Here is a 19,458-nt window from a genome sequence, read left to right on the forward strand (position 1 = left end):
GAGCCGCAGGCTCTCGCTAGGCTTTGTCGCCACGGAGTTCGGCGACGCGGGCCTCCAGTGAGGCTGCATCGACATCGCCCGCCGCGAGCGGCTCACCGCCCACCAGTTCGATCCTCGACCAGAACCGCCGCGGCAGGCGTGCGCGGCGCAGCGTACCGTCGCGGCGGCTGAAGATGCTGCCCCACATGCCGCGCAAGGCCAGTGGCACCACTGGCACCGGGCGGCGGGCCAGGATGCGGTCCACGCCGGGGCGGAAGTTCTGGATGCTGCCGTCGCGGGTAATGCCACCCTCCGGGAAGATGCACACCACTTCGCCATTGGCCAGGGCTTGGTCGACGAGTTCGAACGCACGCTCCATCAGGGCCGGATCTTCCTGCCGCCCCGCGATGGGAATGGCCTTCGCCGTGCGGAACACGAAACGCAGCACGGGAATGTCATAAATCTTGTAATACATGACAAAGCGCATCGGCCGGCGCACGCTCGCCATGAGGATCAGCGGGTCCATGAAGCTCACATGGTTGCAGACCACGAGCGCGGCACCTTCGTCGGGTACGTTCTTCAGACCGTCCACACTCACGCGGTAAAGCGTGTTTACCAGCACCCAGGTGACGAACCGCATCATGAATTCGGGCACGAGGGTGAAGATGTACACGGCCACCGCGATGTTGACGATGCCGGTAATCAGGAAGATCGTCGGCACGTCCAGGCCCATGGCCGTCAACCCGATGCCGAAGCCCGAGGCGATGCAGATGAGCAACGCGTTGACGATGTTGTTGCCCGCGATGATGCGCGACAGCCGCTCGCGCGGCGCACGGCTCTGCACGAAGGCGAAGAGAGGCACGACGTAGAAGCCGGCGAACGCGCCGATCATGGCGAGGTCGAGCATCGCCCGCCACGCGCCCGGAACCGCAATGAACGCGGTCCAGTCCAGCGCGACACCCGGCGTCACGCCGGGACGTGCGAAGTAGAGGTCCACGGCGAACACGGTGAGGCCGAACGCGCCCATCGGCACGAGGCCGATTTCAACGCGCCTGCGCGACAGGCGCTCGCACATCAGCGAGCCTATGCCGGTGCCCAACGAGAACAGGGTAAGCACCAGCGTGTTGACCGAGCCGTCGCCGCCGAGCACATGGCGCGTGTAGGTCGGCAGCTGCGCGATCATCACGGTGCCGAAGAACCAGAACCACGATATGCCCAGGACCGCGTTGAACACCGCACGGTCTTCGTGGGTGATCTTCAGCACGCGCCAGGTCTCGCTCAGCGGATTCCAGTTGAAACGTAGATCGGGCGCCGTCGCCGGTGCCAGTGGAATCGAGCGGCTGGCGAGATAGCCCACGCACGCGATGCCGATCGTCGTCAGCGACGCCGCCAATGTGCCGTAGCCCGCGATCAGCATCAGCGAGTTACCCACGATCATGCCGACAAGCATCGCCAGCTGCGTGCCGGTTTCCACCAGCGCGTTGCCACCGACCAGTTCGCTGCGTTCCAGCGCCTGCGGCAGGATCGAATACTTGATCGGACCGAACACGGTGGAGTGCACGCCCATGAGGAATAGCACCACGAGCAGCAGCGACACGTGGTGCGTGAAGAAACCGAACGCCGCGATGGTCATGGCGGCGATCTCGAACAGTTTCACGTATCGGATGATCCGCGTCTTCTCGAACTTCTCCGCAAGCTGACCCGCCGTCGCGGAGAACAGGAAATACGGAAGGATGAACAGCGCAGGCGCCAGATTCGTGTAAAGCGATACCTGGGCATCCGGCAAGGCCATCTGGAACGCCACCAGCATGACCATCGCGTTGCGGAACGCATTGTCGTTGAAGGCACCGAGTGCCTGCGTCCAGAAGAAGGGGGCGAATCGCCGTTTGGCGAGCAACGAGAACTGCGACATCCGAGGAACATCCTGTCTTTTCGGTCCAGTGTAGCGAAGCGGCCTAACCGATTCCTACCTGCGTGAACATGTCGCCGGTCACACCCAAGCACGGTTCAGTCGATACCGTCGCTAGATTCAGAAAAGTCTGACATCAGCCCAAGGGCGCGTCCGCCAATCTCTGCGCTCCCTCCCCCCCTCACAAGCCAAGGACATGGCAGATGATGAAAATCCGATGTTTCGTATGGGCGCTGACGGCAGTTGCCCCTTTTGCGGCGGAGGCAAATACCGTCATCGCTCCGCCGGGCGCGCCCGCTCCCCCCTTTTTTCTGCAGCAACGGGATCTGGCAGCCGTGCTCACTGCCCCATACAACGGCATGGTGCCGCTGCTCAGTGAGTCGACGAATCCATCCATGCCACTCGCCTGGGTCCGGCGCGGCGATCTATCCAACGTCGATGTTCGTCACAGGGTGGCGGACGAACTGGGCCGCGGCGCGGTCATCCTGGTGACCGGCCCGGGGGACGAGACCGGTGGAGAAGCGGCGACTTTCGGCTTCGAGGCATCGGGTGCGATATCGGCATACCGGCGCTCCCAAGATGGGTCGCTCGACGTAAAGACGGTGGACGAGGACCTGGCGTTCGATGAAGTCGAGGCCGCCTTCAACGAATGGCTGGAACGAGGTCGGATGGCCGCCCCCCGCATAGGAAGGGCTCGCGCAGCCACGGCGGCGGCCAGTGATGCCCCCGGCGATGGAGGCTATGTGCCCCGCGTAGAAATTCACCAGGACAAGTCGTTCAAAGGCGGTAGGGCGATACGACACCATATCGTCGTGGTTCGCGACATCGAAGCCAGTCGCGACCAGAAGGTGGTGATGGTAACGACCGAGGTGGACCAGGCTTCGGAAAAGAACGGCGCGGTCTGGAATGGCAAGTTCCAGCCGGACGGCAAGGGTTATGCCCTGTTCGTACCCAACCGCTACGTGGTCACCACCCAGCTGGCTGGCGTGGGCCAGGCGGTACGCCTGGGCGTCCAGGAGTTCGAGCCGAAGTCCGATGGCGCCATCGAACGGGCGATCAACGAGACGGTGTCTGTGAAGACCAGTTACGGCGCCAGCGCAACCTTCGACGTTCTCGAAGGACTGGAGAAAAACAGTGCGCCTCATCTCGGGAAGATCGCGCTTGGTTTCAACTATGGCAAGGAGCGAACGGAGCAACTGTCCGTCTCGATGACCCTGAAGGATTACTTCGTCGAAGCCTCCACGCGCGAAGGCAATGAAGGTAGCCGCGCCGTGACCTGGGCCTTTTCACTCGCTCCGGACATCGCAAGGAATGTCAGCTACTTCGAGGATGGTGACGGACTCCAGGGACCGCTCAATTCCACTGGGCGGATGACCCCCATGATGCGGCGCGCCACATTGCAGACGGCTTCCGTGTGGCGACTGCCGGGAGCCTATGAGGGTTGGCTCGATGTCATCACGCGAGCGGACGTCGACGTACGCATATACGACTCCCTCGAGCAGACGTCGGAGGCAGGCCCCGACCGCGAGGCGACCATTTCCTTCTTAAGCCGGATAAACCTGGGATCGGCATACCTCACCCGGCAACCCACCGTCCGGCTGCAATCGCTGCATGGATTGGGCGCATGCCTGTCGCAGCACGACCCGGAGGCGCTCGACGTCGTCATGGAAACGTGCGGCAAGGGCCCCGGCGGGGAGGCGCAGCAATGGTACCTTGAGGCGGACAACACCTATCGGAATCGTGGAAGTCGCCAGTGCCTTACCACCGATCCATCCAGCGGCATCGTGCACGCGGCCGCCTGCTCGGGCACCCCTTTGAACCAGCAGTGGCACTGGTCGGCCGATCGTCTTCAGTCGCTTTATGAGGGCGGCAACCGGTGGCGTCTGCACGTCCGGGACGGCATCCCTGGAGCCCGTTTCGATCCGAAGCGCCATCAGGAAATAGTCTCGAATCAGTACCACGCCTTGCTGCGCCCATGGTCGTCCTACCCGAACAAGCCAAGCAAGGGAGACGTGATACCCAACCTCGCCGGCTCGTCGCCCCAGATTCCCGAAAGCTACCTGCAATACAGCGCGGTGACCGTGGAAGAACGCTGGCAACCCCTGCCTGTGCGCACGGGTTTGTGATTCGTCATACGATTAGCGGCGATCCAGTGCGCGATGCGCGATATCGCTTCGATGGAAGGCATCGGTGAAGTGGAGGCGCCCGACCGCCGCATAGGCGAGGGCACGCGCGGACGCGAGATCGTCGCCCAGCGCGCAGACGGCGAGCACGCGTCCGCCCGCGGTGACCGGACGGCCGTCCGGTCCCTCGGCGGTACCGGCGTGGAACACCTTCACGCCGGGACCGAAATCGATGTCTGTTCCTTCGATGGGATCGCCTGCGCGCACCTTGCCTGGATACCCACCGGCGGCCACGACCACGCCGAGAGAGGGTCGCGGATCCCAATGCGCAGCCGCGCCGTCGATGTCGCCATCCAGGGCCGCATCGACGAGGTCCACGAGGTCGGAGCGAAGGCGCAGCATGATCGGCTGGGTTTCCGGATCGCCGAAGCGCACGTTGAATTCGATGACCTTCGGCGCGCCGTTCCGGTCGATCATGAGGCCGGCGTAGAGGAATCCAGTGAAGGGCGCGCCGTCGGCCGCCATGCCGGCGAGCGTGGGTTCCACGATCTCGCGCATCACGCGCGCCGAGACATCGTCCGTCACCACGGGGGCCGGCGAGTACGCGCCCATGCCGCCGGTGTTCGGGCCCTTGTCGCCGTCGTCGCGGCGCTTGTGGTCCTGGCTGGTCGCCATCGGCAGGGCACGCTTGCCGTCCGCGATCACGATGAAGCTGGCTTCCTCGCCATCGAGGAATTCCTCGATTACCACGCGCGAGGATGCATCGCCGAAAGCCTGCTGGCCGAGCATGTCCTCGAGCGCCGCTTCCGCTTCGCCCAGCGACATTGCGACGACGACGCCTTTGCCGGCGGCGAGACCGTCTGCCTTGATGACGATAGGCGCACCCTTTTCGCGGACATGCGCCAGCGCGGGAGCGAGCTCGGTGAATACCGCGTAGTGCGCGGTAGGAATGCCATGGCGGGCGAGGAAGTCCTTCGCGAAGGCCTTGCTGCCTTCGAGCCGGGCCGCGGCAGCGGTGGGCCCGAAGCAACGCAGTCCCTCGCTGGCGAAGCGATCCACGACGCCGGCGACCAGCGGCACCTCGGGACCGACCACCGTCAGGCCGACATTCTCGCGGTGCGCCAGCGCCACCAGGCCGTCGATATCGGTGACGGCGACGGCGGCGTTGCGCATCCCCGGCTCGCGCGCCGTGCCCGCATTGCCCGGCGCCACGATCACCTCGTCCACGCGCGGGGACTGGCCGAGCTTCCAGGCCAGCGCGTGTTCGCGCCCGCCGCCGCCGATGACGAGGACTTTCATGGGATTCTCCGGGTGTCGAGCCGCCTATTCTAACCTCCGGAGAAAAAGGGGTCAGAGTCACATTGACTCCGGTCCTTTTTTCCTACAGCGCCGGGCGGATGAGGGCTAGCAGCTCGCCGCGCGGCAGCTTGCCGGTTTCGTTGCGAGGTAGCGCGTCGACCATGCGCAGCGGTCTCGGCAGGAACACCGGGTCCATGGCCTGACGCAGTGCGGACAATACCGCCTGGTCGGTCATGCCCGGCGCAACGACCAATCCGGCGATGCGGCGTACGCCGGATGCGTCCGTCTCGTCGAGCTGGAACAGCACGCCGTCGCGCACGCCGTCGATCGCCAGCAGGCGACGGTTGAGGTCGCCCAGCGAAGCGCGCTTGCCGGCGATCTCGAGCAGATCGGTGTTGCGGCCGCGCAAGCGGAAGCGGCGGCCCTCGTCGTGCAGCGAGACAATGTCCGCGAGCACGATAGGCTCCGCCAGTTGTGGCGCTTCCACCAGGGTGCCGTCGGGTTGCGGGTGCAGCGCCACGCCGGCGTAGAGTGTCCAATCTTCTTCTACCGACGGACGGCGGCTGGCGAAGACGCAGGTTTCCGTGGAGCCGAACACTTCGTACAACGGCGCGCGGAAACGCTGCTCTGCCGCCGTGGCAAGGTCCACCGGCATCGGCGCGGTGGCCGAGACAAAGGCGGCGAGCGTCGGCAGGGCCACGCCCGATTCCACGATGGCGCGAAGGTGCACGGGCGTGATGACCAGCACGCGCGGCTCGGGCATCGTGCCGAGCGCGGCCGCCACGTCTGCGGGGAAGAACGGACGCCCGGCGTGCACGCTGACTTCGGACAACAGCGGCATCAGCACGGACATCTCCATGCCGTACATGTGCTGCGGCGGCACCGTGGCGACGAGGTCGAACGAACCGCCGATCGCCTTGCCCAGCATGTTCGCGTTGCCCGCGTTGCTGGCGACGAAACCGCCCCAGGTCTTGATGTTCGGCTTCGGCCTGCCGGTGGAGCCGGAGGTGTAGCCGATGGCGGCCACGGCATTCGCCGGAATCATCGGCACCTCGCCACCCACCGCGACATCGTCGTCCAGCGACGGCATGCACAGGTAGCCGGCAGGCGCGGGGGACAGCGGCTGTTCGCCGATGGCATAGGAGCCGGGATGCCCCGCCATCACTTCGTCGACGGCATGCGGCGCGCGCGACGGCGGCAGCAGGTTGGCCTGCCCACGCACGATGAGCGCGGCGAAGGCCACGAGGAAGGCGTAGCGGTCTTCACAAAGATTGACCGCGCTGTCGGCCTGTGGAAGCAAGGCCGCCACCTGGCGCACATGGCCCAGGAAGGTGCCGGCGCTGACCGCGCGGCCTTCGCGCCACGCAACGGGCCGGCTCAGTGCACCGACGAGCAACGGCAAGGGCGCGCCAGCAAGGCGCCCGGTGATCTCATGAACGTTCGACGACAACGGCAATCCCCCCTTCAACCGCGGATCATAACGCCGCTGAGGGCATCCCGGATGACCGTCGGCCGGTCGAGCCCGCCGAGGGGCGCGTCCAACGTGGCATCCAGCCGGTCGCCGAAGTAGCGCTCCAGGGTAGCCAGGTCGCGGGCGGGGGGTTCGCCGTGGGGGTTCGCGCTGGTGGATACCAGCGGCCGGCCGAAGGCGCGGCACAAGGCCGCCGCCGGCCCGTGGGCGGTCACGCGCAGGGCGATGCCCGCGTGCGCACCGACGATCCAGTCGGGAACGTGTGCGCTCCGTGGGAAGACCCAGGTGTTCGGTCCGGGCCAGGAGGCACGCACCTGCTCGAGTACGCCACCTGGGACCAAGGCGAGATCGATATAACGTTCGATCTGCTCGAATGTCGCGGCGATCAACAGGACACCCTGCGTCGACGGACGCCCTTTCAGCGCGAACACACGCTCGAACGCATGGCGATCGTGCGGGTCGCAACCGAGGCCGAAAACCGCTTCCGTGGGATAGGCGAGGACGCCACCGTCGCGGAGGACCGTGGCGGCCGCGTCGACGGTCGATGGATCAAAGCGGCGCATGTCAATCGACAGCGGGCGACACCGTCTTCGTCGCCTTGCTGCTCGCGGTCTTCTTCGCGGCGGCTTTCTTCGTGGCCGTTTTCGTCGCGGCGGACTTCGTCGCCGTGGCCTTCCTGGCGGCCGTCTTTTTGGTGGCCTTCTTGGTCGCGGTCTTCTTCACGGCCGTCTTCTTGGCCGTGGCTTCCTTGGTGGCGACCTTCTTCACCGCGGCCTTCTTCGTGGCCGTCTTCTTGGCGGCACGGCCGCCACGCGGCTTCTTCACCGGTGCCGCCGCCAGCAATTCCGCGCATTCGGCTTCGGTGAGGCTCTTCGGTTCGCGATCCTTTGGAATGCGTGCGTTCTTCTCGCCGTCGGTGATGTACGGGCCGTAGCGGCCGTTGAGCACCTGCACCCCGTTACCGAAGTCGAGGATGGTGCGGTTCGCGATGGCTTCGAGCTTCTCCTGCACGAGCTGAAGCGCGCGCGGCAATTCGATGGTGTAGGGATCGTCCTCGGGCTTGAGCGAGGCATACGTGCTGCCCTGCTTCACGAAGGGACCGAAGCGGCCGATGCCCACGGTGACGTCTTCGCCGGCCTCCGACTGACCAAGCGTGCGTGGCAGCTTGAACAGCTCCATCGCCTCGTCGAGGGTGATGGTGTGCATGCTCTGGCCGGGGCGCAGGCTGGCGTAGGTTGGCTTGTCCTCGTCGTCCTTGCTGCCGATCTGTGCGTAGGCGCCGTAACGGCCCAGGCGCACCGACACGGGCTTGCCGCTCTTCGGATCGCTGCCGAGTTCGCGCGCGCCGGTGGCTTCACTGCGATCGACCGATTCGGTCTTGTCGTCCACCAGCGCCTTGAACGGCTGCCAGAAGCGCTCGAGCAGTGGCACCCAGGCTTCTTCGCCACGGCTGACCGCATCCAGTTCGTCTTCGAGGCGGGCCGTGAAGTCGTAGTCCACGTACTGGGCGAAGTGTCCGGAGAGGAACTGGCTTACCGCGCGGCCGACGTCGGTGGGCTTGAAGCGGCGGCTATCGAGCAGGACGTACTCACGGCTCAGCAGCACCTGGATGATGCTGGCGTAGGTCGAAGGGCGGCCGATGCCATATTCCTCGAGTGTCTTCACGAGGCTGGCTTCCGAGTAACGTGGCGGCGGCTCGGTGAAGTGCTGGTCGGCACCGATCTGCGACACCGGCACCACGTCGCCCTGCGCCAGGCGCGGCAGGCGGCGCTGATCGTCCTCGTCCTCGTTCTTCTGGTCGCGGCCTTCCTCGTACACGGCGAGAAAGCCCGGGTCGACCACGGTGGTACCGGTGGCGCGGAAGGCGGAGTCGCCCACGGGGAATTCCACCGACACGGTGTTCATGGTGGCGTGGAGCATCTGGCAAGCGACGGTGCGCTTCCAGATCAGTTCGTAGAGCTTGCGCTGGTCGTCGTTGAGGAACGACGCCACGCTGCGCGGTATGCGCATGGCCGAGGTCGGACGAACGGCCTCATGCGCTTCCTGGGCGTTCTTGGCCTTCGACTTGTAGACCTGCACGCCGTCTGGCAGCGCGGATTTGCCGTATTCGCGCCCGATCAGGTCGCGCAGTTCGGCCAGGGCGTCGTCGGACAGCGCCACCGAGTCGGTACGCATATAGGTAATGAGGCCGACGTTGCCCTCACTGCCCAGCGAGACACCTTCGTACAAACCCTGGGCCACGCGCATGGTGCGGCTGGTGGAGAAGCCCAGCTTGCGCGCGGCTTCCTGCTGCAGGGTGGAGGTGGTGAACGGGGGTGCCGGGCGGCGCTTGCGCTCGCGGCTGGTGACGTCGCCGACGGTGAAGCGGCCCGCGGCGGCTTTCTCCAGCGCGCCGCGCGCCGCCATGGCGTCGGCTTCGTTCGTGAGATCGAACTGCTCGAACTTCTTGCCGTGGAGCTTGACGAGGCGGGCTTCGAAGGCACCCTCCGGATGGACCAGGCTGGCCTGGATCGTCCAGTACTCGCGCGCCTTGAAGGCTTCGATTTCAAGCTCGCGCTCGACGATCATGCGCAGGGCCGGCGACTGTACGCGGCCGGCCGACAGGCCGCGCTGCACCTTGCGCCAGAGCACCGGCGAGAGGTTGAAACCCACCAGGTAATCCAGCGCCCGGCGAGCCTGCTGGGCATCGACGAGGTCGTGGGAGAGCTTGCGCGGGTTTGCCACGGCCTCCTTGATCGCCTTCGGCGTGATCTCGCTGAAGACCACGCGCTGGACGTCCTTGCCCTCGAGCAGGCCGCGCTCCCGGAGGATCTCGCTGATGTGCCACGAGATGGCCTCGCCTTCGCGATCCAAGTCGGTCGCGAGGTAGATGCTGCTGGCCGCGCGGGCCGCCTTGGCGATGGCGTCCACGTGCTTCTCGTTGCGGTCGATCACCTCGTAGGCCATGCGGAAGCCGTTCTCGGGGTCGACGGCGCCCTCCTTCGGCCGCAGGTCGCGGACGTGGCCATACGACGCCAGCACCTGGAAGTCGGCTCCCAGGTACTTGTTGATCGTCTTGGCCTTGGCCGGCGATTCGACGATGAGGAGGTTCTTTGCCATGCGTTACCGATTCCGAGGAGCGCGGGGGCGAGTGAACCCCAGCGTATGTATATATTTAGTTGGAAACATATCGCCGGGATGGCTGTCAAGCCGCGGCTACCGGACCACGCGCTGGTAACGGTTGCCGGGCAGGGTCGCGATCTCGCCTTCGAGTTCCAGTATCAAGAGCATCGACGATAGCGCCCCCGGGGAGAGGCCGGTCGTGCCCACCAGGGCGTCGAGGGAGGCGGGATCGTACCCCATGACGTCGAGGAGGCGGCGATATTCCTCATCCTGGCGCCAATCGAAGGGGCCGGTCTTGCGCCTGCCGGCCCCGGCGACGGCCCCGTCCCGCTCCAGCCGGGCCCTCAGTTCGATCCCCAGTTCCATGGCGGCTGGCGCCAGCGCGGCCAGCACCTCGTCGGGGCGCTGGACCAGCCGGGCGCCCTCGCCGATCAGAGAATGGCAGCCCTCAGCCAGGGGGTTGTGGATCGAGCCCGGCAGGGCGAATACCTCTCGTCCCTGCTCGCCCGCGCAGCGGGCCGTGATCAGCGAGCCGGAACGCAGGCCGGCCTCGACCACGACCACCCCGAGGCTCAGACCGGCGATGATCCGGTTCCGTTGCGGGAACTGGTGCACCAGGCCCGGGGTGCCCGGCGGGTACTCGCTGACAATGGCGCCCTGCTCCGCGATGCGCCGGGCCAGGGCGTGGTGCTTGCGAGGATAGACCCGGTCGGGCCCCGTGGCGATCACGGCGACCGTGGGCTGCCCGGCGTCCAGGGCGGCCATGTGGGCGGCCCCGTCGATGCCATCGGCCATGCCGCTGGTGACCAGCAAACCGGCCGAGGCCAGTTCGGCGGCAAAGCGCCGGGCATTGGCGAGGCCGGGTTCCTGGGCGCGCCGGGCACCGACAATGGCCACCTGCGGGCGCAGGAGCAGCGAGGCATCGCCCTTCACGAACAAAGCGGCCGGAGGGTCGGGGATAGCCTCGAGCTGGGGCGGGAAATCTTCCTCGGTACAGCAGAGCATGCGCTGGCCTGCACCGGCGAGCCAGGCGAGGTCGTGGGCGAGCGTGGCCTCGTCGGGCCGCTCGATCCAGGCCCGGCTCTCGGCGTCGAGGGCATCGGGATGGCGGCCCAGCCAACGCAGCAGGGCGGAGGCGCTGCCACGGGCGACGAGGCCCTCGCGGAGGCGCCGCGCGCTGAACTCCGGGATGCGCAGGAGGATCAGCCAGTCGCGCAGGTCGTCGTCGGAATCGGTCATCCGCGCAGTTTAGGGGACCGGGACTCCGTTCCTGTCGGAGCAGGTCGATGCGGGGAGTCGGCATCCGATGCTCGCGACACACGTAGGAGCGCGCCATGCGCGCGACGGTTTTTCGTGCCAGTCCCGGAACTGGCGCGCCAGCTCCGGGCTACGGCTTCAAAACATGTCGCGCGCAGGGCGCGCTCCTACATCGAAGCCGGGCTGTTTACTCGGGCTGCACCAGCTTGTCGCCCTTCTTCAGGGGACGCAGGGCGTCCATCACCAGGGCATAGCTCACGTGGTCGAAGGTGCGGAAAACCATGATGTGGCCGCCGTACTCATCCGGCAGTTTCGCCTCACGGGAGGTGCCACGGCGGTTGTAGTTGCCGGAAACCTCGTCGCTGATCGTCTCGCCCTGGCTCATCACCGTGAAGGTGGTGCCGTTATCGACACCGTCGACGGAGCCGGCCGAGATGGAAACGACCTGGCGACTGCCTACCGCGTTCAACGCATCGGTGAAGCCGATCAGGCGGGCGTCGGCGGGCATCGACTTCGGCGCATGCGGGTAGAAATAGGGGTCATAAGGCTTGTCGTCCACCTGCACCAGGCGGTCGCCCTTGCGGATCTCGAGGGTCGAATCCACCAGCACGAGGCTGGTGATGTCGCCGTTGGTGGCAATGACCTCGGCCGTACCGATCACCGAGACCTCCACGCCGCGATCTTCGCCCTTGCCGTTGTGGGTGTCGTGGTGCGTGTCCTCGCGCCAGGGGCTGGGGGCCATCGACACGTTGCTGTCCAGCTCGTCGGCCACGAAGGAACCGTGCGAGGGGTTGTTCAGCATGTCGAGGCCACCTTCCGAGCCCCCATGGTCGCGGAAGCGATTGGTCGGACGCACGATCGCCCAGCGCTGGCCCGCCTGTGCGGCATCGAGGTCGCGCGCATAGATCTTGTTGCCGGGCGTGGCACGCAGGTGCGCTTCCTCGAAGCCAACCAGGTAGGGCGACTGCTCTACTTCATCGGCGTTCATCACCCGCAGTTCCTTCAGGAACATGCGCAGTTCGCTCAGCGGAATGGCCGTGACCGGCTCGCCGTCGGTGCGGACGCGCGGCTGCAGGCCGATGCGCGGACCGCCACCCAGCATCGACAGGTTGAGCACGTCGCCGGGATAGATGAGGTGGGGGTTGCGGACCTGGGGGTTGGCCTGCCAGATCTCGGGCCACAGCCAGGGCTTGGTCAGGAAACGCGCCGAAATGTCCCACAAGGTGTCGCCCTTGCGCACCGTATAGGTGTCGGGATGGTCGGGACGAAGCTGGGACACTGCCGCATAAGCGGCCACGGTGAAAAACATGCCGCCAAGCAGCATGGCGAACTTCTTGATCATGGCGGGTTTTCCCCTTTCCCCGGTGCTGTCGCGAGTGTAACCGAATCGTTAATGGGCACAATACGTGCCCCGCGCTAGAATACGGGGGCATCCTACCTTCGCCGCTGCTTGGATTTCGCCGATTTGCCCGCAAATTCGCGGACGAGGCGCCGCAGCGGCCCGTAAACGTTCAAGGTGACACCGTGTCCACCCTCGCCATCCTCGAATTCCCCGATCCGCGACTGCGCACCGTGGCCGCGCCGGTCACCGTCTTCGACGACGAACTGAAGCAGTTCGTGGCCGACATGTACGAGACCATGTACGCCGCCAACGGCGTCGGCCTCGCCGCCACCCAGGTCGACGTGCACAAGCGCGTGCTGGTCGCGGACATGAGCGATGACCGCGACGAACCCATGGTGCTGATCAACCCCGAGATCCTCGAAAAGGACGGCCAGCAGGTCTACCAGGAAGGCTGCCTCTCGTTCCCTGGCATTTACGCCGACGTGACCCGGGCGCTGCACGTCAAAGTCCGCGCGCAGGATGTCGAGGGCAAGGAAATCCTCATCGACGTCGAGGGGCCCCTCGCCGTCTGCGTCCAGCACGAAATGGACCACCTCGCCGGCAAGGTCTTCGTTGACTACCTGTCCCCGCTGAAGCGCGGCATGCTCCTCAAGCGGATGGAAAAGCAGCGCAAGGCCAGCGCCTGACCGATGGCCAACCCTTCCCTGCGGGTGGTGTTCGCGGGAACGCCTGAATTCGCCGTTCCCTGTCTCGAAGCCTGCCGCGCCTCCGGCGCGGAGGTCGTCGCCGTCTACACCCAGCCTGACCGGCCCGCCGGCCGTGGCCGCAAGCTCGCCGCCAGTCCGGTGAAGGAAGCCGCGCTGGCCGCCGGTGTACCGGTCGAGCAGCCCGAGTCGTTCAAGGCCGAAGCCGATCGCGCTCGTCTGGCCGCCTACGCGCCGGACCTCATGGTCGTCGTCGCCTACGGTCTCATCCTGCCGCGCAAGGTGCTGGCCATCCCCCGTCTCGGCTGCTGGAATGTGCACGCCTCGCTTTTGCCACGCTGGCGCGGTGCGGCGCCGATCCAGCGCGCCATTCTCGCCGGCGATGCCGAATCCGGTGTCGATCTGATGCAGATGGAAGCCGGCCTCGACACCGGCCCGGTGCTGATCGAAAAGCGCACGCCGATCGCCGGCGGCGACACCGGCGGCAGCCTGCACGATCGTCTCTCCGCCCTTGGTGCCGAAGCACTTGCCGAAGGCCTGCGCCGCACGATGGCGGGCGAGACTCTCGCGCCTCTGGCGCAGGCGGATGAAGGTGTCGAGTACGCGCACAAGCTCGACAAGGCCGAAGCGCGCCTCGACTTTACGCAGTCGGCGATCGCGCTGGAGCGCAAGGTCCGGGCGTTCGATCCATGGCCCGTGGCCGAAGCCGACATCGCCGGCGAACGCCTGCGCATCTGGTCGGCGCGGGCGGTGCCCGGTATCGCCGGCGCCGAGCCGGGCCGCATCCTCGCCGCTTCGCGCGATGGCATCGACGTGGCCTGTGCCGAGGGCGCCCTGCGGCTCACGGCCGTGCAGCGCGCGGGCGGGCGGCGGATCGGTGCGGTGGATTACCTGAATGCCCGGCCGGAGCTGAAGCAGGCTACCTCGTGAACCGCCCCATTTCCGTACGCGCTCTGGCTGCCGAAGCGTTGGCTGAGATCGCGCTTTCGGGCCATTCGCTTCGCGATGTGGCCGACCGTGCCCTGCCGCGCCTTCCCGATGCGCGCGATCGTGCCCTGCTCACCGCGTTGCTCCATGACGGGGCGCGCTGGTGGCCGCGTTTCGACGCGGCACTCGACCACCTGCTCGACAAACCCATCCGGCGCAACGAACCGGTGATCCACGCACTGCTGGTCACTGGGCTGGTTCAATTGGACGTGCTCGAGTTGCCGGCCTACGCCGCCGTGGCGGCGACGGTCGAAGCGGCGCGGGAGTTGCGCCGACCGCGCCTGGCCGGCCTGGTCAATGCCGTGCTGCGGCGCTGGCAACGCGAGCGCGAGACGCTGTCGGCGGCGCTCGATGCCGTCCCCGCCACGCGGCATGCGCATCCGGGCTGGCTCGCCGAAGCGATCGCGCGAGACTGGCCCGGCCAGGCGGACGCCGTGCTCGCCGCGGCCAATACGGAGCCGCCGCTCATGCTGCGCGCCAACCGGCGGCGGACGGAGCGCGACGAACTTGCCGGGCGCCTGCGCGCCGCCGGACAAGACGTGGAACGCCATGCCTGGCTGGCCGATGGACTCGTGCTCCCGCACAGCACCGATGTGACCCGCTTGCCGGGGTTCGACGACGGTTTCTTCGCTGTCCAGGACGGTGCCGCACAGGTCCCGGCCGACCTGCTAGACCTTGCCGACGGACAGCGCGTGCTGGATGCCTGCGCCGCACCAGGTGGCAAAGCCTGCCACGCGCTCGAGCGGGCGAAAGTAGACCTGCTAGCCGTGGAGTTCGACGCGAAGCGCACGCCGCGCATCCGGCAGAATCTCGCTCGCCTGGGTTTGGAGGCGGAGGTGGTCGTCGGCGATGCCGGCGATGCGGCGGGCTGGTGGGATGGCCGCGCGTTCGACCGGGTGATGATCGACGCGCCGTGCTCGGCCACGGGCGTGATCCGCCGCCGGCCCGACGTGCGCCTGCATCGCCGCGCCACGGACATCGATGCGCTCGTGGCCCAGCAGGAGCGCATCCTCGCGGCATGCTGGCAAACGCTGGCACCGGGCGGACGCCTGCTTTACGTCACCTGTTCACTGCTGCGCCGTGAGAATGAAGGCGTGGTGGGCGCGTTCCTCTCGGGGCACGCCGACGCCTCGGCCTTACCGCTGTCGCTTCCCGTGGGACAGCCGGCGGCCATCGGCTGGCAGATCCTTCCGGGCGACGGCGACCTCGACGGGATGTATTACGCCTTGCTGGAAAAAAAGTCGCGGACGAGTGCCGCGTAGACGGCTTCTGTCGCATCCACGAAGCGCTGCATGCCGAACTCCGCTTCCGCGTGCATCCGCGCCGCACGCCCCATCGCGGGAAGCGCATCGCGCTCGTCCAGCAGGCGGCGCAAGGCGTCGGCGATCGCTTCGCGATCGCGTGCCGGAACGACCCAGCCGTCCTCTCCCATTCGGATGTTCTCCGGCAGGCCTGCGTAATCGCTGACCAGCACGGGCTTGCCCATCGCCATCATTTCGCGGCAGGCGAAAGAAATCGTTTCGACGTCCCAGGACAGTACGAAGCCGGCGTCCAGTGCGGCGACCATGGGCCGCACGTCGTCGAGCCGCCCGGTGAAATGCAGCTGCGCGCCGACGCCAAGCGCCTCGATCCGGGCCAGGTCGCCTGCCTTCGGCTTGCCGCCCGCCAGGAGCACGCGGACGCGCGCCCGCTGGTCCGGCACCAGCAGGGCGAGTGCCTCGACGAGGTCCATCCAGCCCTTGTAATGAGCGGTGCCGGCATTGCTGCCGATAAGCAGCGGCCTGGTTTCCGCCCCGGGTTCGAGCCAGCCCGCGCGCTGTGCAGGGTCGGCCGCGCGCGGCGAGAAACGCTCTATGTCCACGCCGTTGAACACCGTCGCCACGCGGCAGCGCGCATAGACCGAGGCCTGCACCTGACGGCGCACGAACTCGCACACGGCGATCACCTGGTCGGTGCCGAAGCGCGAGCGCCAGGCGTGGCCGATACCCGTCATCGGTTTGGAATTGTGTTTGGTGAGGACGATCGCCGGGCGTGGACGCATGCCGCGCAGCGCCGCCATTACCAATCGATGATCGGCCGAGCCGTTGACGTGGACGACGTCGAAACGATGCTCCCTCAGATAGGCGGCCAGCTGTCGGCGCGCGCGCCAGCGGGCGGGAAGACGTCCCAGGCCATTGGGATAAGGCTGGTCGAGCACGTGCACATCGGACAACTCGCGTGCTTCGCGATTCAACCGGCTGCCGGACGGCGCGGCGACATGGATCTCGTGGCGACTGGCAAGGCCGCGTGCGAGGCTGACCAGGTAGGTCGTATGGCCGCCACCGTCCCCGCCATGGAAGTTCGTGTAAAGGATCTTCACGACGGAAATTCCGCCAGATGGCTGTCGATGCCCTGAGCGCAACGCACGATCCGCTGCTCGACGGTCTGCCGGAAGAGGCGATTGTTCGGCAACGACATGTCGTCGACGTCCACCGGAGCGCGCGACGCATGCTCGAAATGCAGGGCGAGCGCGGACCACTTCAATTGACGGCGGTGCACGCCCGCGTTGCCCATGCGTGCGGCAAGTTCGCGATCTTCGGCGCCGTAACCTTCCATCCGCTCGTCGAACCCGTTGACCTTGAGCAGGTCGTCGCGCCAGAAACTCATGTTGCAACTCATCACCCGGCCACCGCGCCGAGAGCGCGCCTTCCAACGCGCCAGGAAGGGCTGGTGGAATGCATAGATGCGCCGGGTGCCGTCGAACTCGTGGAAATGGGCCCTGGCCCAGGGAGCGAACACCGGGTGTCCACCAGCGAGCAGGCGGGCACTTTCCTCATGGTTCGCCTTGATGCGCCCGCCCTGCAGGAAGTACCCGCGTTCGGCAAGCATCAGGTGATCGGCGACGAACGACGGGTGCAAGAGCATGTCGCCATCGAGGAGGATCACGTAGTCGCCCTTGCTGGCGGCGATGCCGCGATTGCGCGCCCGCGCCGCCCTGAAACCCTTGTCCTCCTGCCACACGTGACGCAGCGGCACCGGCAGCCGCCCGGCAAATCGGGCCAGTAGCGCAGCGGTTTCAGCGCCGGAGCCGTCGTCGGCGACGACGATTTCGTCGGGCAGTCGCGTCTGTGTCGCAAGGCTTTCGAGTAACCGGCCGAGAGCCGAGGGCCAGTTATAGGTCAGGACGACCACTGAGACCTTCATCCGCGCTCCGCACCACGCGGCCGCCGGACCAGTGCCATGCTGATCGCCAGTGGGATCCAGGTCATCATCCAGCCGGGACGCGGGCTATCGACCAGGTGAGGAAGGTCGAACTGTACGAGCACGCTACCGAATACCCACAGACCCAGAACGACCTGCCCCATGGTTTCGCGGCGGCACGTCCAGGCGCGCCAGCCCAGGACCAGCCAGATCGCCACCCAGAGCAGGAAGCCGACGAGGCCCAGCTCGATGGCAAGCTGGCTGAACATGTTGTGCGCGTGGGTAAGCGTCTCCGCCCCGGCATCCAGCGTGAAGGGGCTGCCCTGGCCCAGGCCGAACCAGGGGTGCTGGACGAAGAGCTCCCAGCCCCTGGTCAGGATCTCCGGACGCAACGACCAGCCGCGCTCCATCAGGAGCGGCATGCCAACCACGGTGGCGGCGATGGCCACCACCGCGAGTACGCCCGCGTGAAGCCACGCGCGACGCGAGCCACGGGATAGCAACTGGACGATCAGCGCGACGACAAGCGCGGCCCATGCGCTGCGGGAAAAGGTGAACAACATGAACACCACGAGCAGGGTCGTCGCCGCGCTCTTGAGCAGTCGCATGCGCGCCGTCGGAGCCGGTAGCGGCCACAGCCAGACGACCGCCGCGCCCATGGCGCCTGCGGCGAGATTGGCGTTGGCCATGACACCGAAGCCAGCGAGGCGTCCGTCTTCCGCCGGATGCAGGCCCCGCACGATGCCTGCCACCAGGGCCACGACGGCGAGGCTGATCGTGCAGATCCATAACAGGCGAATCACCACGCGCTCGTTCTCGCCAACCGCGCGATACCACGCAAAGAGGAAGAACAGGATCGTCAGGATGTGGCCGACCTCGTCGGCAGCCCTGGGCACATGGCTCCAGAACAGGGTGACCCCGGCCCACGCGAGAAACAGCGCGGTCAACGCCATCTGCGGCTCGCGCAGGAAGTCCATCCAGCGTCGGGGGCGCAGGGCCAGCAAGGCGAGGATCGGCAGCCACAGGGTCAGTGCCAGCGCGTACTGGTACAGCTTGCCTGGATTATATGAAACGCCCGCCGGGGCGATGCCCATGCCGAGGATCAACCAGCCGAAACCGACCAGGACGATGCGCGTGAGCCAGGTCTCGATCGCGGATGGACCGGCCGGCTGCACACAGGTGGATGGAGCGGAGTGCGATACGGGCAGGGTCATCGTGCGATGGAGCGCAGGTCGTTGGGAGGCTCCCGGAATTCGTCCAAGTGCGTAGAAAGGCCGAGTTCGCTGCGCACGAGCCGTGCCTCGCGACTGGCGCGCAGGAGCCTGTTGTTGGGCAGCTCGGGATCGCTGGGATCGGGCGGCGCCACGCTGCGGTGTTCCAGGTGAAGCGCCAGCGCGGCGAACTTGATCTGGCTGCGCCGCAGCCCGGCATTGCGCAGGCGGATATCGATTTCCAGGTCTTCGCTGCCGTAGCCCTGCATGCGCTCGTCGTAGCCATTCACGCGCAGCGCGTCATCGCGCCAGAAGCTGACGTTGCAGCCCATGGGATGCCCCGTCGAGCGCGCCTTGATCCAGGCCAGCCACGGCAGGCGCATCGTGTGATGGCGCCGGCCGAAGTGGTAGGTGGACTTGTCGCCTTCGACGCGGTAGTAGGCATCCACGAACCAGCCGAAACGTGCTTCGCCGCCGGCGAGCAGGCGTGCTGTCTCGGCCTCGGTGGTGCGGATGCGCGTCCCCTGCAGGAAGCGGCCGCGACGCGCCAGGCGCAGGTGGTCGCCGACGAAATCCGGATGCAGGATCATGTCGCCATCCACCTGGATGAGGTAGTCGCCCCGCGACGCGGCCATGCCGCGGTTGCGGCTGCGCGCCAGGCGGAAGCCGTCGTCCGGCTGCCAGACATGGCGAAGCGGAACGGGGAAACCGGCGGCGACCGTGCGCAGCAGCTCGGCCGTGTCCGGCCGCGAGCCATCGTCGGTGACGATCACTTCGTCCGGAAGGTGACGTTGCGTGGCAACGCTGGCCAGCACGAGTGCCAGGGCCTCCTTCCAGTTGTACGTGGAGATCATCAGGGAAACAGTGGGTGCCGCCATACGGTTTCTACGTGCC

The 19,458-nt window shown here is 66.8% G+C and carries 15 protein-coding genes; 4 read left to right on the top strand and 11 right to left on the bottom strand.

The features are described from left to right. Positions 1-16: 16 nt before the first annotated feature. Positions 17-1,891 (bottom strand): MFS transporter, encoded by a 1,875-nt coding sequence (locus VGM71_RS02075; protein ID WP_331542120.1) that lies wholly within the window; start codon positions 1,889-1,891, stop codon positions 17-19. A 332-nt stretch (positions 1,892-2,223) separates the two neighbouring features. Here VGM71_RS02075 and VGM71_RS02080 point away from each other — a divergent pair, with 332 nt between their 5' ends. Next, on the top strand, positions 2,224-4,014 hold the full coding sequence (locus VGM71_RS02080; RefSeq protein WP_331542121.1) for an RICIN domain-containing protein: 1,791 nt from the start codon (positions 2,224-2,226) through the stop codon (positions 4,012-4,014). 12 nt (positions 4,015-4,026) lie between these two features. Here VGM71_RS02080 and purD read toward each other — a convergent pair whose 3' ends face one another. From purD to VGM71_RS02110, 6 genes are all read right to left on the bottom strand, one after another. Then, the gene (purD, locus tag VGM71_RS02085) at positions 4,027-5,310 is read right to left on the bottom strand and encodes a phosphoribosylamine--glycine ligase (RefSeq protein ID WP_331542122.1); all 1,284 of its coding nucleotides are present in this window, start codon (positions 5,308-5,310) and stop codon (positions 4,027-4,029) included. Positions 5,311-5,392: 82 nt separating this feature from the next. Beyond that, positions 5,393-6,760, bottom strand: coding sequence for an AMP-binding protein (locus VGM71_RS02090; RefSeq protein WP_414675074.1), 1,368 nt, complete (start codon positions 6,758-6,760; stop codon positions 5,393-5,395). 14 nt (positions 6,761-6,774) lie between these two features. Further along, positions 6,775-7,344 (bottom strand): L-threonylcarbamoyladenylate synthase, encoded by a 570-nt coding sequence (locus VGM71_RS02095; RefSeq protein WP_331542123.1) that lies wholly within the window; start codon positions 7,342-7,344, stop codon positions 6,775-6,777. Between the two features lies 1 nt (position 7,345). Beyond that, the gene (locus VGM71_RS02100; protein ID WP_331542124.1) at positions 7,346-9,880 is read right to left on the bottom strand and encodes a DNA topoisomerase I; all 2,535 of its coding nucleotides are present in this window, start codon (positions 9,878-9,880) and stop codon (positions 7,346-7,348) included. Between the two features lie 96 nt (positions 9,881-9,976). After that, complete coding sequence (gene dprA, locus VGM71_RS02105; protein ID WP_331542126.1) at positions 9,977-11,122, bottom strand: DNA-processing protein DprA; 1,146 nt, start codon at positions 11,120-11,122, stop codon at positions 9,977-9,979. Between the two features lie 205 nt (positions 11,123-11,327). Beyond that, positions 11,328-12,482, bottom strand: coding sequence for a LysM domain-containing protein (locus VGM71_RS02110; RefSeq protein WP_331542127.1), 1,155 nt, complete (start codon positions 12,480-12,482; stop codon positions 11,328-11,330). Between the two features lie 182 nt (positions 12,483-12,664). On the opposite strand from VGM71_RS02110, the gene def reads away from it, so the two are divergent. Genes def through rsmB form a run of 3 tightly spaced genes read left to right on the top strand, consistent with a single transcriptional unit; the run spans position 12,665 to position 15,435 of the window. Beyond that, positions 12,665-13,168, top strand: a complete 504-nt coding sequence (def, locus tag VGM71_RS02115) for a peptide deformylase (protein ID WP_331542128.1) — start codon at positions 12,665-12,667, stop codon at positions 13,166-13,168. A gap of 3 nt (positions 13,169-13,171) precedes the next feature. Beyond that, complete coding sequence (fmt, locus tag VGM71_RS02120; RefSeq protein WP_331542129.1) at positions 13,172-14,116, top strand: methionyl-tRNA formyltransferase; 945 nt, start codon at positions 13,172-13,174, stop codon at positions 14,114-14,116. Further along, positions 14,113-15,435 carry a 16S rRNA (cytosine(967)-C(5))-methyltransferase RsmB gene (gene rsmB / locus VGM71_RS02125; protein WP_331542130.1) on the top strand — a complete coding sequence of 441 codons (1,323 nt, stop codon included), beginning with the start codon at positions 14,113-14,115 and terminating at the stop codon, positions 15,433-15,435. Before fmt ends, rsmB begins: the two co-directional genes overlap by 4 nt. Here the strand turns inward: rsmB and VGM71_RS02130 are convergent. The 4 genes from VGM71_RS02130 to VGM71_RS02145 are packed head-to-tail and all read right to left on the bottom strand — an operon-like array spanning position 15,393 to position 19,442. Then, positions 15,393-16,532: a glycosyltransferase family 4 protein gene (locus VGM71_RS02130; RefSeq protein ID WP_331542131.1), complete on the bottom strand. Its 1,140-nt coding sequence runs from the start codon at positions 16,530-16,532 to the stop codon at positions 15,393-15,395. The genes rsmB and VGM71_RS02130 overlap by 43 nt on opposite strands. Further along, complete coding sequence (locus VGM71_RS02135; RefSeq protein ID WP_331542132.1) at positions 16,529-17,356, bottom strand: glycosyltransferase family 2 protein; 828 nt, start codon at positions 17,354-17,356, stop codon at positions 16,529-16,531. The genes VGM71_RS02130 and VGM71_RS02135 overlap by 4 nt, the downstream gene beginning before the upstream one ends. Continuing rightward, positions 17,353-18,567, bottom strand: coding sequence for an O-antigen ligase family protein (locus VGM71_RS02140; protein ID WP_331542133.1), 1,215 nt, complete (start codon positions 18,565-18,567; stop codon positions 17,353-17,355). Before VGM71_RS02140 ends, VGM71_RS02135 begins: the two co-directional genes overlap by 4 nt. Further along, positions 18,564-19,442, bottom strand: a complete 879-nt coding sequence (locus VGM71_RS02145) for a glycosyltransferase family 2 protein (protein WP_331542135.1) — start codon at positions 19,440-19,442, stop codon at positions 18,564-18,566. The genes VGM71_RS02140 and VGM71_RS02145 overlap by 4 nt, the downstream gene beginning before the upstream one ends. Between the last annotated feature and the right edge of the window lie 16 nt (positions 19,443-19,458).

The organism is Luteibacter sp. (genome assembly GCF_036499525.1).
GTDB lineage: Bacteria > Pseudomonadota > Gammaproteobacteria > Xanthomonadales > Rhodanobacteraceae > Luteibacter.

Excerpts from the sequence above, each read along its gene's own strand:
- fmt (WP_331542129.1), top strand. The coding sequence starts at position 13,172 with ATGGCCAACCCTTCCCTGCGGGTGGTGTTCGCGGGAACGCCTGAATTC.
- dprA (WP_331542126.1), bottom strand. The coding sequence starts at position 11,122 with ATGACCGATTCCGACGACGACCTGCGCGACTGGCTGATCCTCCTGCGC.
- VGM71_RS02100 (WP_331542124.1), bottom strand. The coding sequence starts at position 9,880 with ATGGCAAAGAACCTCCTCATCGTCGAATCGCCGGCCAAGGCCAAGACG.
- VGM71_RS02095 (WP_331542123.1), bottom strand. The coding sequence starts at position 7,344 with ATGCGCCGCTTTGATCCATCGACCGTCGACGCGGCCGCCACGGTCCTC.
- VGM71_RS02075 (WP_331542120.1), bottom strand. The coding sequence starts at position 1,891 with ATGTCGCAGTTCTCGTTGCTCGCCAAACGGCGATTCGCCCCCTTCTTC.
- VGM71_RS02140 (WP_331542133.1), bottom strand. The coding sequence starts at position 18,567 with ATGACCCTGCCCGTATCGCACTCCGCTCCATCCACCTGTGTGCAGCCG.
- VGM71_RS02135 (WP_331542132.1), bottom strand. The coding sequence starts at position 17,356 with ATGAAGGTCTCAGTGGTCGTCCTGACCTATAACTGGCCCTCGGCTCTC.
- VGM71_RS02145 (WP_331542135.1), bottom strand. The coding sequence starts at position 19,442 with ATGGCGGCACCCACTGTTTCCCTGATGATCTCCACGTACAACTGGAAG.
- VGM71_RS02110 (WP_331542127.1), bottom strand. The coding sequence starts at position 12,482 with ATGATCAAGAAGTTCGCCATGCTGCTTGGCGGCATGTTTTTCACCGTG.
- purD (WP_331542122.1), bottom strand. The coding sequence starts at position 5,310 with ATGAAAGTCCTCGTCATCGGCGGCGGCGGGCGCGAACACGCGCTGGCC.